The organism is Natronomonas gomsonensis (assembly GCF_024300825.1).
GTDB classification, from domain to species: Archaea; Halobacteriota; Halobacteria; order Halobacteriales; family Haloarculaceae; genus Natronomonas; species Natronomonas gomsonensis.
Map to the genome: position 1 here is coordinate 344,037 of NZ_CP101323.1, position 12,877 is coordinate 356,913.

General features: G+C 49.1%; 12 protein-coding genes and 1 tRNA gene. 9 read left to right on the plus strand and 4 right to left on the minus strand.

Going from position 1 to position 12,877, the window contains the following annotated elements:
• Positions 1-248 precede the first annotated feature (248 nt).
• Positions 249-3,626, plus strand: coding sequence for a hypothetical protein (locus tag NMP98_RS01855; RefSeq protein ID WP_254859850.1), 3,378 nt, complete (start codon positions 249-251; stop codon positions 3,624-3,626).
• Between the two features lie 4 nt (positions 3,627-3,630).
• Positions 3,631-4,494 carry a hypothetical protein gene (locus tag NMP98_RS01860; RefSeq protein ID WP_254859852.1) on the plus strand — a complete coding sequence of 288 codons (864 nt, stop codon included), beginning with the start codon at positions 3,631-3,633 and terminating at the stop codon, positions 4,492-4,494.
• A gap of 22 nt (positions 4,495-4,516) precedes the next feature.
• On the opposite strand, the gene NMP98_RS01865 is transcribed toward NMP98_RS01860, so the two are convergent.
• Genes NMP98_RS01865 through NMP98_RS01880 form a run of 4 tightly spaced genes read right to left on the minus strand, consistent with a single transcriptional unit; the run spans position 4,517 to position 7,390 of the window.
• On the minus strand, positions 4,517-5,146 hold the full coding sequence (locus NMP98_RS01865) for a transcription initiation factor IIB family protein (RefSeq protein ID WP_254859853.1): 630 nt from the start codon (positions 5,144-5,146) through the stop codon (positions 4,517-4,519).
• The gene (locus tag NMP98_RS01870) at positions 5,136-5,399 is read right to left on the minus strand and encodes a hypothetical protein (RefSeq protein ID WP_254859855.1); all 264 of its coding nucleotides are present in this window, start codon (positions 5,397-5,399) and stop codon (positions 5,136-5,138) included. The genes NMP98_RS01865 and NMP98_RS01870 overlap by 11 nt, the downstream gene beginning before the upstream one ends.
• Complete coding sequence (locus NMP98_RS01875) at positions 5,396-7,024, minus strand: hypothetical protein (RefSeq protein ID WP_254859856.1); 1,629 nt, start codon at positions 7,022-7,024, stop codon at positions 5,396-5,398. The genes NMP98_RS01870 and NMP98_RS01875 overlap by 4 nt, the downstream gene beginning before the upstream one ends.
• A 51-nt stretch (positions 7,025-7,075) precedes the next feature.
• Entirely contained in the window at positions 7,076-7,390 is a 315-nt protein-coding gene (locus NMP98_RS01880) for a helix-turn-helix domain-containing protein (RefSeq protein ID WP_254859858.1), read from the minus strand.
• A 225-nt stretch (positions 7,391-7,615) separates the two neighbouring features.
• Between NMP98_RS01880 and NMP98_RS01885 the strand changes: the two genes are divergently transcribed.
• From NMP98_RS01885 to NMP98_RS01915, 7 genes are all read left to right on the plus strand, one after another.
• A complete protein-coding gene (locus tag NMP98_RS01885) occupies positions 7,616-8,767 on the plus strand; it encodes a site-specific integrase (protein ID WP_254859861.1) in 1,152 nt (383 codons plus the stop codon).
• Positions 8,757-9,392 carry a hypothetical protein gene (locus NMP98_RS01890; protein WP_254859862.1) on the plus strand — a complete coding sequence of 212 codons (636 nt, stop codon included), beginning with the start codon at positions 8,757-8,759 and terminating at the stop codon, positions 9,390-9,392. Before NMP98_RS01885 ends, NMP98_RS01890 begins: the two co-directional genes overlap by 11 nt.
• Complete coding sequence (locus NMP98_RS01895; protein ID WP_254859863.1) at positions 9,392-9,952, plus strand: hypothetical protein; 561 nt, start codon at positions 9,392-9,394, stop codon at positions 9,950-9,952. The genes NMP98_RS01890 and NMP98_RS01895 overlap by 1 nt, the downstream gene beginning before the upstream one ends.
• A gap of 677 nt (positions 9,953-10,629) precedes the next feature.
• Positions 10,630-10,761, plus strand: a tRNA-OTHER gene (locus NMP98_RS01900).
• 266 nt (positions 10,762-11,027) lie between these two features.
• The gene (locus NMP98_RS01905; RefSeq protein WP_254859865.1) at positions 11,028-11,243 is read left to right on the plus strand and encodes a hypothetical protein; all 216 of its coding nucleotides are present in this window, start codon (positions 11,028-11,030) and stop codon (positions 11,241-11,243) included.
• 13 nt (positions 11,244-11,256) lie between these two features.
• The gene (locus tag NMP98_RS01910) at positions 11,257-11,991 is read left to right on the plus strand and encodes an HD domain-containing protein (protein WP_254859868.1); all 735 of its coding nucleotides are present in this window, start codon (positions 11,257-11,259) and stop codon (positions 11,989-11,991) included.
• A gap of 89 nt (positions 11,992-12,080) precedes the next feature.
• Entirely contained in the window at positions 12,081-12,842 is a 762-nt protein-coding gene (locus tag NMP98_RS01915; protein WP_254859869.1) for a hypothetical protein, read from the plus strand.
• Positions 12,843-12,877 lie beyond the last annotated feature (35 nt).

A 12,877-nucleotide genomic window follows, 5' to 3' on the forward strand; every position in this document is an offset into this window, starting at 1 on the left:
GCGCTACCTATCCTGAGAATGGTTCGCATCAGGTCCGTTTAGCTACTAAGTGGACTCGAACTGGTATTTACTATACCTGTCTCCACGAAATGCAGCATGTAGAATTAAGTTCTGAGAACCTGTCTTACAGCGAGGAGCACTCTAAGATCGGGATTTTCCCAAGGTATGACTCTAGATGTAATTTCTTGCTGTGGCAGAGTCCTCTATAATCCCAGTGTTTTATAACTTATTTTATCCCGTTTTTAAGTATGGGTTCTCACCGAAAGATCTCCTACCTAATAGCGATGGCTGTACTTTTTTGTCTGTCAATATCTTCTGCAGCTGCTGAAGATCTTACCGTCTCAGACGGCCAGACTACAACTCTTTGTGGCAATGTTACAGACTCCAACGGAGATCTCTACGAGAACGCGGTGATCAATGGTACGGTCGAAGTCTGCGAATATGACGGTAGCTCGGGGGGAAAGCTCAATCTCACTGTACAGAACACCATCAAAGTACACGGCACAATCAACGCAACAGGAGCAGGATACCAAGGCGGTGAGAATAATACAATATCAAGATCAGGATATGCCAGTTATAAGGATTATCAACCAGGAAACTCCGGGTCAGGTCAGGGCTCTGGTGGAGCTGGCGGAGCTGAATACGGAGACCCAAACGCTGCCAACGGTGGAGGCGCAGGTTTTGGAGGAGAAGGGGTTAAAGGAGGAGACCCTGCTGATGGAGACGGTTCTGGAGGGCCAGCCGGTTCAACCTACGGTACAAAAACTCTTGATGACCTATACTTAGGATCTGGAGGAGGATCTGGAGGAGTTGCCATAGAGTCAGGAGAGTTCTACGGGACTGCGGTTTCAGGATCAGGAGGAGATGGAGGAGGAGCAGTCTATCTAAATGGCTACAATCTCAGTGTATCAGGTCAAATAGCTGCTAACGGCGAAAAAGGCCGTAGAGGAAGGATACACAACGAATCCTCATATGGGGTGACTGTATATGCTGGAGGCGGAGGTGGAGGTTCCGGAGGAAGTATTAAAATTCATGGATACGACGTTAACCTCCGCTCTGGCTCTGTTATTAATGCTTCCGGCGACTATGGCGGAAAAACCACCTGGGGCCAAAAAAATACAGAATATGGCTGTTGTAAAGGTACGGGAGGAGGAGGACGTATCTCAACAAGTTATGGCCAATATGAGGCCTCTGGAACACTTGATGTGGAGGGCGGAAATCTCGGAACAACCTATGAAACAGCCGGATATCCGGGGAACCATACGATCACAGATGCACGTTTAGAATGGACGATAAATGACTCGAAGAAACTAGTTTTAGAATTTGATGACTGGGGCGAGAAAGACATTGCATCCCATGCAGCGGTGGACTTTGGTGATGTTTCTGAGTTCACTAATAGTACTCTTGTAGTGGAGAATGTTACGACGCCGTTTGAATGGCAACCAAATATAGTGGATCAGAAAGGCCTGAAAACAGATAAAGACTGGAACATCAGTGTTGGTACTGAACTTGATCCGTCTAATTCCGGTCTTAAACACATTGTCCACAGCAGGTCTAATACAAGCACTCAGGTTCTTCGTTCGACAGCAAGAGTCGATATTCGGGGTAGCCGTATCAATTATTCAGTTAAAGCCACACCTCCGTCTGGTAACTTCACATCCTACCTTGGTGAGGATAATGTGTCTACTCAGCAGGGCGAGAAGGGTACAGTAGATCTTGAATGGGACTGGGGTATAGATGAGATAGAAACTACAAATACGCTTGAGTTCCAGAGCTACTCGGTATTCGGGTTAGCGAACAGATATGCCTTGAGGTTTGAAAACACGGGGGAAAGGGATTTTGTAGTCCCTTCAGGTTCTTTAGAGCAGAGTTTGAAGCCTGTCCCGCCTGAAAATGCGGAGTACTGTTATGACTGCGAGGATAACACATTCAATCTTTCAAGCGGTGAAGAAAGCTCGGAAATTCACGTTAGAACGTACAGAGACAGGTTTAACAGAAGTATTGGAGAGTGGTATGCTACTCAAGATTCGGTGGCAGGGGACACAGTCTCGATCACTCTCAAAGAAGTGAACTTCTCCTACAACGGCAGTGAGACTCTCACCGATTTAGACTGGAAGGGATACTCATATGTTCTCTCAAATATCCTCACATTTGGTTCGATCCCTCAAAACCTAGGTCTGACAAATGACGAAGTAAACCTAATCAGAGGTGAGGGTTCAGAAGGATCCGGACTAGAGGATTCTTGTTCGGAGATCAATCCAGACAAAACGTACACTGCAGGAAATTCGTACCAGGTGGAAGACGTTGTTACCTGTAGCGGCAACCTCGTCACAGGGGAAAGGACAGGGATTGAGTTAACGGATTCTACCGGAGCACCCAGTGTAGGAGAAGCGCTTGATTACTCGATGACGGTGAAGGCCGAGAACCTGTTGAATAGAAGCATTAATGTCTCTGTGAACAATTCTATGTTCCTCCCAGAACACTCGGAACTCCAGTCTTCAGAGACCTCTAGTATCGATTTAGCTGCTTCAGGAGAACAGGGAGATACCTATGAGAACAGCAGTGTCCAGTATCGACAAGAGACGGTTCACAGGACTGGTGCTGATTGTCCAAGTGCTTGGAATAAAAGTGGGTCGGTGTGCAGTGTAAGACTGGATGAGGACAATACTACAGAGTACAAGTACAGGCATTATGTCGAGGTCGAAAACGACAACGTACGTTCTCTTCCGATCAAGGGACAGGTGGATACCTCCAAGTTTACGGACTACAACAATCGAGAGAACGTTACCTGGAACATCAACGGGACACAGGACAACGTCAGATATGATCCTGCCCAAGGAAACTGGACCGTGGAAACCGATTTTGGCAACAGCAGCCTTCATCAGGGAACATGGTACTTTGAAACCAGTTACGGCGTAGAGGACAGTACTGAGGGCTACCTAGGCGGTAGTCGTCCATCAGGTGAAAATGAGACGAATTATTCTGTCCAGTTCACGAGTCAGGAGTACTACACCGTTGCCCCCGGATCAAGCTCAAGAATCTACTTCACGGTCTGGAACTACGAGAAGGATGAGAACACAATTTCCATAGAGACACGGGATACGCAGGCCTGCAGCTACTTTTCCTTGCAGAGTAATTTTGTAGGAGATGAGTTCAGCAAAAACACATCTCTCAACATACCTGGGACCAGGCAAGATCTTGGAGCTGGCGGTGCCGATGTTATATTAATGGCTAAAGTTAATCTTCCTAATAGGACGGAGCTTCAAAACCAAGGCCTTGGTGACACCTTCACTTGCCGGTTCGATACAGGTGCAGGGATCGGTGAGGCCCAGCCTCTTAACTTGACAGTAAACGCTGTAGATACCACGCCGCGTTGGGTGAAAGGAGTTCGGCAACTGCTTCCGGAACTGCCTGATACTGAGTTAGTAACTCAACAGGAGATCTGCCTGCCACAGGGAGGAGAAAATACTTCCCGCCTGCAGCAGGTGCAGAGGTATTTGGAAGAAGGGCAGTGCAGCGGCCAACTGTACACTATTCCAAGGCCTACAGGTGAGGCCTCGGCCTTGATCTTTGGAGCTTTCGTATTCGCAGCAGGTATCAGAAGCTACCGTGGAAGGGTGATCTAAACAAGTGGGAGCAGTTACAAGCATACTCGTACCGGGAAATAACAGCGAACTGGATTTCGTCAATATTTTCGGAATCCTGGGAGTCCTGATTTTCTCCAGTATCATGTTCGCCGTATACGGTACTCAAAGCGGCAACATCGATCTCGTGGTTCTCGGGGTCATCTTCGCCTTGATGGGTGTCGCCGGCGTCCTGTTCGTCGAGTTCGGCGCAGGATCATTCTTTACAAGCAGTTCTACGATCGCCGAGGCATCGTTTTCAATGTGGGTGGGTATGCTCGCCTTCAATATCCAGACCTTGGTTGCTGGGATCCGTTTGAACGCTTTTGCTCCGCCGACTCAGGGCTATGCGTTTTCAGCGTTGTCCAGCCAGCAACCCAGCGTGAAGGGGATTGTGAACGGTGTCTGGGCACCTGGCGGTGAGAACTTGGCGTTGCTTGGGTCCGCTGCTGCACTCGTCATGATTATCTACCAGAAGACGGAGAACATCTTTCTCTCTATCGTGGCGGGCACTACGCCATTTGCCGTGTTATTCGCGTCTCTGCACGGTGAGACAACTCCATCGTTCTGGGTTTTCGCTGCCTCTGTAATGTTCGTGATGGGAGTATACCTGTTCGGAACAGATCTCGGTGCCGAGCTGCCGTTAGCCCAGTACATTCCGGTCACATTTGGATTGTTCTACGGCGTGCATAGAGGGATCAATATCTCGAACTTTGGAGGCCTTGGCAACTGGTATACTACGATCCTGCAGGCTCCAGAGCCGTTGATCTACGTCTCTTACCTAGTGATCATCTTGGACGCGGTGATGGCCTTGTTCGCCGTGTTATACGTGGCTGACAAAGTGTACACTGTTAGGGATATCTTGGGCTAAAGAAGAAAGGAGGAGAGGGAGGTTACTCCTGTACCGGTTTGATGATGTTTTCTCGGATGTCGGAGAGGTTGTCTTTGAATGTTTTCTCATTCATCCCTGTCACCTGTGCCAGTTCATCATGGGTGACTGTCTGTTTTCTACCAGTGTCTTCGACTGCGGCTTTGAGACAGGCTCCGGCGACCGCTGCTTTGCTTCGAGACATTCCGGGCCTGCTTTCAACGACTATGCAGTAGGCCTCTGCCGCCTTCAAGACTCGTTCACCTGGGTCAAAATGCAGCTGCGAAGAGATGTACTGTAGATAGTCCTTGCTACGGATTACCGGTACGTCGACATCCGGCATCTTCCGCAGTTTCTTCACGTTCTCCCGTATCCTGCGCTTCATGTTGTCAGGGCTGGAATCGAAATAGTGATCCTCCTTTCTCAGATAATCCAAGATCATCTTCTGAGTCCGAGGCTGACCCTCGATTCTTGAAGCTACGTGGACGGCTGCCGGCGGAAGATGCTGGTCATTCGGCTTGAAATGGTCTCCGTACTCTTCCAGGAGTTCTATCGCCTGTTCCAGGATGTCTTCACTCAAGTCAAGGCCCAAACAGATATCTTGGATTTTTTCGGGCCATCCTTCTACTCTGTCGTCGCCTGTTTCAACGTCCAAGATCTGGCTTCACCTCTTCGAACTCTTCACGTATCTCGATTTGAGAACCCTCCAGATACCGCCTGAAGTATTTGACCTGGAGGTGAAGTGCTACAGAAAGAGGAACCGTCAACACAAGGAACTGAGCCCTGAGCAAAAGACCAGGATAGAAAAAGTCCGGATAGACTGTGTAGGCGAGAAGAGAGATGAAAAGGTTGGAGATTATGAAGGCCTGAGCAGTGCCTTTGAGTAAGGAGTAGATCTGTTGCTTCACTCGTTACCACACTCCCTGTCTATGACCTTCTTGATGGTTTTCCCGTTCCTGTACCAGTGGCTTGGAATTGTACCTGAGACGAAGGCGTTGTGCTGTTCTTGGCTGTCGTCCTTTCTCGTCTCTATTTTATGCGTGACTGCTTCCTGACTCTCGTATACAGATTCTCCACCTGCTGGACACTCTGTACAGATTATTTTGTGCTTCCTGTCGTAATACAGGTTGCAGAACTTGAACGGGCCGAATACCTTGAAACGGTCTTCTTCCTCTTCTTTCTCGATTCTCTCTAATCGGTTCCCGTCCTTCGCCTTGTGATTTGAGAGCTGGTTCCACACTGCCTGGTACTCTTCATCCTCAGCCGAGGCTCTGGATCCGAATAGTATCTTGGTGGCTTCAGGGACGGATATCGGTCCATGCTCCTTCCGGTACTCCTGGAACACCTTGAGGACCTCTGCCTCGACGCTGAGATCCTCGTCCTTTCTCAGTTCTTCGAGGCTGTACCGTCCGTCGTTGTCACTCAGATCCGGTCTATCGTTGTCTGTACTATCGCCTTCTGACTCGGGAACCTCTCCTGCTTCGGTGGGTTCCGGCTGTGGAGCTTCTGGCTTTTCTGAAACTTTTGTTTGAGGAGTCTCATCTTCCTCGACCTCCGTGGCTGTCTCTGATTCAGCTTCACTGCTTTCCGAGGAGTCCTGGTCTTCTGATTCTGGGAAACGGTATTTTCTGCTGCGGCCGTCTTTCTCTTTCTCTAGTTCATCCCTGAAATCCTGCATCACGTTCTGGACAGCTGTGTAGGCGTCCGTGCCTGACTTCGCTTTGTATCCGAACAATTTCCCACAGATCCCGGAGGTACCGATCGGCTGGTTTTCTCTGATGACCTGCTTTATTTCGTCGGCCCTCTGTTCCGTGCTCAAGTTTCTGAAAGCGGAGACAGAACGGAACAGGCCTTCAGCTGCTTCGTCTTCCTCCTGGTCTATGGTATCGCTTTCAGTAGTGTCCTCTTCGTCTTCACTCTCGTCGACGTCGTCTTCTTGCTCTGCTTGTTTTTCTGAGGCCTCTTCTTCTCTTGTCTCACCGTGTGATTCGGTGAACTGCTGGTTCAAATTCTCGACCTCATCTTCGACGTCGTCAACGTACTCTTCCAGTTCCCGCACTTGGTCACGTATCTCTCCGAGGTGCCGGGAAACATCCTTCGGCAGTTCCTCTAATGATTCTTCCAGTTCCCAGATCCTATCCATGACTTCTCCAAGCTGGCTATCCTCACCTCCTCCGAGTTCATCCTCGACCCGGTCAACTCTCTTATCCAAGGCCTCCAGATGATCCTCTACAGTACCGAGGTTCTCATCCAATTGTTTAAGCCAGCCGAGTAAATCCTTGTCTGCTTCAGGTAAGACCTCCTGCGTCCCCTGGTCCTCTACCGATCGGGAAAGTACGTCTGTGTCGAAATCCTGCCGGCGGGCCAAGAGCTCGAGGTTCGCAATAACTGTCTCCAGGTCCTCTTCCTCCTCGACCTGGATATCGGCCTCAAGAGCTTGTGGTACATTGATTTTGATAGAAGGTTGTTCAGCCGTGTCCTCGTTGTTGACGGCCTGCTTAACTCGTGAATGATCGTCTTCGTCGTCTGCCAAAAATATCTACACCTTTCTGCGTGTTCCCTGCAATTTGTTGGAGGAGGTTCTTCACTCGGTATTTTCGAGGTCTACCGGTGGAGGGTTTTCTCCAAGTTTCCATTCCCATGCTGGACGTGAGCTTTGGCTGGGTACTGTTTCTGTCTCCACCCAGTCTTTTTCCACCAAGGTCTCACGTACATCCCCAAGGGTTCGATGCAGAGATCCCTGTGAGGCGTAGGGGTTTCCGAGTTCTTCTATGATATAATCTCTTAGAGAGTCCGTGGTCAGAGATCCTTCCTCTTTCAAGGCCTTGACTACCTTCTCTGCGAGTTCCTGTCTATGGCCTCCGAGGTCAGAAGGGCTCTGAAATGAGTTGTTTGACATGGTATTAGAAGGTATAATTGTTCTTATATATGTTTTCCATAGAAGTCTTTAGTTTCAATAGAACACTATAGAAAGTAGGAAAAATAATTCCAAGATTCTCAACTCTCAAAACACAGCTACAGAGAAAAACAGAAAAGCAGGTTAGAAAATGGAGTGTTTTACAGATAACATAGAGTTAAACAAAATAGATAAAAGGACCACATCACCCCTACACTACGTGACCCAATGGGACGAAAGAAAAACAAAGACGTTGAAGACCTCAAAGACAACTTCATAAACTGGATAACCACAAGAAAAACCGGGAACTCCATAGACACAGCAAAAACCTACTGGAACCAAGTCAAAGACCTCCCGCACTCCAACCTGATAGAGGACTCCCAGATCCTAATACAGTCCAGGATCAACGAAAACATCGATAATACCCACCAGCAAAGTTCTGCCCGCCAATTCCTGGAGTACCTCTTCGAGAACGAAAAGGAGAGAATCAGCAATGGAGACTACTCCATCCCGTACCTACTGGAGCACTTCGATGAAGAAACAGTGAAGCACAAGCTGATGTCAGCTAAAGAAGCACAGGAAGTAGACAGTCTTGTAGAAACAGATGACGTCGAACCTGAGGATATATACGATGTCTGCTCAAGCCTTCTCAGAACCAAGAAAAACAACATCAAGGTCAACATCGAGATCGACCAGTCACAGAAAGGCGACGACAAAGGCCCCAACATCAACTACCACTTCATACCCAAGAAAGAACTCGTACAGCTCCTGCAAGCTGCCAAGCCGAAAAGAGCGAAGTTCTGGTCTCTACTCTACTTCCTCGGCTGCAGGTACGGAGAACTGAAACGACTAGAATACAGCCAGATCAACTTCGACTACGGGGAACACGGAAAACTGGAGATCCCTGCCGAGAAGACGAAAAGTAAGGCCAAGAGGCAAATCGAGTTCGAGAACCCTGTGACTCCTCGCCTATTGAAGGATGTGTTCGGGAAGACTGAGGACAGTAAGGGATACGTCGGTACGTGGGAGGACCAGAACAGCATCGAGTGGGAGGACGTGTGCTTCCCTGAAGTGAAGAACAGTAGTGAGAACTACCAATTGGGGAAAGAGAAGGACGGAACCCTGTACGGCCTCGCCATGAAGGAAACCGGTTTACAGCAGCCCAGAACAATTCACTCTTTCAGGCATACCCGGATCACTGACCTGATCAAAGGAGAAGAAAAGGACTGGGAAGTGGTTCAGGATCGGGCAGGTCACTCAGACCCATCCACGACAAAATACTACCAAGAAGCTACGTTCGTAAGGCCTCCACAGTCCATCGAGCAGTACTGTGACCAGAACGATATTGACCTCATGGAGGTGATAGAGAGTGAAAGCTGATGTAGAACTGAGCATCGATTGGGAAAAGGATGTAGTGGAAATAGATGAAAAGACGGTTCGCTGGTTGTCTTCGATATTTGAGCGCGTGGAGTCTCCTCAGGACTACCCCTTCCGAGAAGTCAACATCACTGAGCACATCTTAGAGAAGCAGGAAGGAGGGCGTTATCACGGCTGGCTTGTCGTAACAGGCGTTCTGTCCAGTCTTGAGAAACTCGATGACGAAAGCAAGGTAGCTATAGAGAAAAATATCGGGGGAGGGAGGAAGAGGCCTGACGCTATTATCAGAAGCCGTTCTGCAATCGTTGAAGCAGGCGGTGTATCAGCAAACTCCCTTGAAGAAAGAGGAAAGCAGATCGTCTTTGCATTTCTCCAAGATAGAGACCACTTCTCGAATCTATTAGACTGGAAAATCATCAACGTCCCTAAGGACTTCTTCCCTGGCGATAATGAGTTGACTGAAGATAAGATAGATAAGGAAAAGCTGGGGGAATTAGAGGTTCTGAAACCTGAGACAGTGAATTTAGAGATATCTAACTCAGAGCTTGGGTACTACCTGCCGGGCGTGACCGGAGAAAAATACTCAGCAAACTTCTCTACTTTAGGATCTTACCAAGAGGTGGTTTGATGGGGATAATCCATGCTATGGGTTTGGACTATCACGAGGTGCTTGATATCGAAGAGATAGAAATCAAGGAGACTTGGGTAAAAAAGAGCGAGAAAGCCCTTCCAAACAGAACGAAAGTAGAACATGGAAAAAGCGATGTCTATGACTCTGAAGAAGATCTCTATACGTCTCTGGAAAATAACGCTGAGCTGTATCAGAGGTATAGAAAGGCAGACAATCTCCAGATGGAATTAAAAGGTGGTAGGAACCATGCCCAGCTTATGCTTCAAATACATAGCTATCTCTACGGAGAATACAGGCCTGACTTAGTAGAGAAAAAGAACATGGATCTCCTCGATTATGAGAATAAGGTTGTAGGTGAGGCGGGGAAAATTTCTGCTGGAGGTACTGCAGGTGCGAGGTTCGCTCGGTTTCTTGGATTCAACGTCTATGACAAGCAGCCTGAGAAGTGGAAAATGGTTCACAACCCATACGGCACAGATCATTTCAAGGTCTACAGACCCACGGATGAACTTCTAACGGCGCTTGCTAACCGCCCTAGTGCTCCTTATGACGGCTGAACTGAGGTTTTCTTGCTCCCGATCGGTTATCCTCTCTCTTTTTCTTTTGATGGTTGTTGAGGATCGCAGTTGTGGAAACATATATAAACAAATAATTCCAATTTACTGGTAACAGGATCACAAGACCTCCCGAGGCACTCTGTCAAACAGATTGCTGATGACGCTGGAGGCATAGTCCTGGAAGGCCTTGTCGAGTCTTTCTACCCAGTCTATAGCTGTGGAGGAAAACCATTCCCTCCCCCTCTTTGGATCTCAGTTACACAGCATGAGGCCTGGTAGAGGCTCTGTGCAAGGTATTCTTTTCTGGCCTCTCTCAGGTCCGGAGTTGTACAGCTGCAGTTTCAAGGGTAACCTGGAAGGTGCCGCAGCTGGCCACTCCATTCCTAATCACCTAATCCCTCTGTTTGATCCCAGAGGCCTTTCCAAGGACTTGAGACACAGGCTTGGGAGGCAGAGCCCTAAAGTAGCGAAAATCCGTGGCTGTAAGCAGGATCACATCCTGCCTGTCCCTCCTTTGCCCCCCAGTTGTTCACAGGAAAATAGCTCACACGGGCATGTTAAGCCCTAGTACTGCCGAGAACCGGCGTGTGATGACACGTTGATCTCTAATCGGGATCAAGTGTGGGCAGACACCACGTAGTACACCTCCCTGAAGGACTGCGGGGCCTACTATTCAAGCCACCTTAGCTCAGCCTGGTTAGAGCGGGAGGCCTATTCGGACGAAGCCGTAAGTAGTTGCACAGGACGCGAGTTCTGTGGTGAACACGGCGGACACCTCCATGTCCCGAGTTCAAATCTCGGAGGCGGCGTTTCATCAGCCGGATAACTGGTCTTAGACCCTCAGGAAACGATGGTCCAAGGCCTGACATAGCCGTCACCTGGCCTATAGTCCGGCTGTGCCATATTGTTTCAGCGGTAGGTAGCTCAGTCTGCTCAGAGCGTCTGGTGTGAGAAACAGGAGCGGAAAACCCTGTCCGGCGACGGAAACGGTTCCACACTCTGGAGAAACACTAGGATCGACGAGGGTTGGATTCCCTCCCACCGCATACCCTATGAGGTGTACGACGTAGAATCTATGCCGCCGAACACGAACGCAGCTCTTGTCGGATATGCGATGGTCGGGATTGAGGCAGCAGGCCTGACCCGGCTTGTCCATGGGTTTTCCCTGGGGAAATTGGGATATCTCTTAGGTATAATCTGCGTTACAGCTTCGTTCATTGGCTGGTTCTACTGGATGCACCTCTACGGACTCTACGACGACGTTCCAGAAGGTGAAACCGTAATTGACTGACGACTTACCCGACTTGGACCGTGAGGAGTTGCTTCGCCGGCTCCCAGAACTACAGAAAATCGAGGACGAAAAACTGAGAGAACAGGTCATCAATATATTTTTGGAACATTGCCCGTCGTATTTCTGGCAGTGTCCGGCCTCTTCCTCCGGCAAACATCATCCGCCGGATACCCGAGGCAGACACGGACTTTGGCTCCACAGCGTTCGAGCGTTCCATGCTTTCGAGGATTTGGCCCGTACTGATGTAGAGATGGGACTGATCAACGAGAAGGAATTGGACTATGGCCGTGCTGGAATCCTTCTCCACGACATCTTCAAGCAAGGTCACGAACCGCGTGACGAACAACATACTCGGGAGAACCATGATAGGATTGCTGCCCGATATCTTGGTCGGAAGACTGACCTGCCGGACAAAGTACTTGGATTGATAGACAGCCACAACGGGGCTTGGTATGAGGGAAAGAATCCGGAGAACGAGTTAGAACGCCTGCACCACCGGGCGGACTACATAGTGTCACGAAAAAGATGTCACTACGAGATCCCGGATCCGTGTGAGGAACTGCAGGAAGTCATCCAGGGGCGGAAGACCGACGAAGAAGAGGAGATATTGGAAAGGCTTGCTTCACTTCAGGAAGCGTCGAAGGCTATTGATTTCGTCGAAGAGTTCACTCTTCCCGGTCGAGGAAAGGTTCCGTCATACAGCCTATCTAAGATTGTAGACTACATCGCCAACGGAGGGGAACAGTAATCGAAATCAGAGATACAAGCCTCGAGGCCTACAACCAGCTGAAAAGGGACGAGAAGATCTCGGAGCGTTATGACTTCGCCTACAAGAAGATGCTCGAGTTCTACCGAGAGAAAGGATACTGGCCTACTGCGAAAGAAATGGATATCTATGTTCGTATAGAGAAAGAGTACGGCCCGGCGATCTACAACGGCGGTAACTACCTGAAGCCTCGTTACAGCGAACTACTTCCTCGCTCAGACAAAGGCCCAGATCTTGTGGAGTACGAAGAGAAGAGGGAGCAAAAATACTGTAAAAAGGCTGTGCATGGCGATGTGGACGATATCCCGGAAGACAAATTCGATGACATGGATGGAAATAAAATGCCTCAAGCGCACTCTGTGAAGCCCTTAGAAGAAAACGCTGAACAGGAGGTTGAAGAGCTAGGTTCGGATGATGAGGAGAACGAGTCTGATGATTCTGTGATAGTCCCTGAAGAGGAGTTAGAAGGCTCCGATGAAGTAGAAGAGGAGGAAGATGAGGAAGAGGACCAGGAGTTAGATACTGGTGACGTGATCTTCGGCGGTGAAGACGACGTCGACGAAGAAGAATCCACCAGTCATGACGACGAGGAGGACTCCGGTGAGGAAGACGGCGGACAGGATTCGATATCGATAGACGGCACTGAGTACACGGAGAAAGAGGATGGTCTCTGGGTCAGTGAGGACGGCGAGGACTATGTTTTCCCACCAGGCAAGGATGAAGATGATTACGACCTCGACGAGTACGGAGACGATTCAGAACCAGATAAGACAGCTGGGCAAGATGGCAGCGAGGAAAAGGAACAAAAAGAGGCCTCACTCAACCAATACTGAAGGTGAACACATAATTTCATTCCACGTAGAACATC

What these genes read in the sequence shown, in the direction of transcription:
- NMP98_RS01915 (WP_254859869.1), top strand. Translation starts at nt 12,081, where the DNA reads ATGCTCGAGTTCTACCGAGAGAAAGGATACTGGCCTACTGCGAAAGAA.
- NMP98_RS01905 (WP_254859865.1), top strand. Translation starts at nt 11,028, where the DNA reads ATGCCGCCGAACACGAACGCAGCTCTTGTCGGATATGCGATGGTCGGG.
- NMP98_RS01895 (WP_254859863.1), top strand. Translation starts at nt 9,392, where the DNA reads ATGGGGATAATCCATGCTATGGGTTTGGACTATCACGAGGTGCTTGAT.
- NMP98_RS01885 (WP_254859861.1), top strand. Translation starts at nt 7,616, where the DNA reads ATGGGACGAAAGAAAAACAAAGACGTTGAAGACCTCAAAGACAACTTC.
- NMP98_RS01880 (WP_254859858.1), bottom strand. Translation starts at nt 7,390, where the DNA reads ATGTCAAACAACTCATTTCAGAGCCCTTCTGACCTCGGAGGCCATAGA.
- NMP98_RS01855 (WP_254859850.1), top strand. Translation starts at nt 249, where the DNA reads ATGGGTTCTCACCGAAAGATCTCCTACCTAATAGCGATGGCTGTACTT.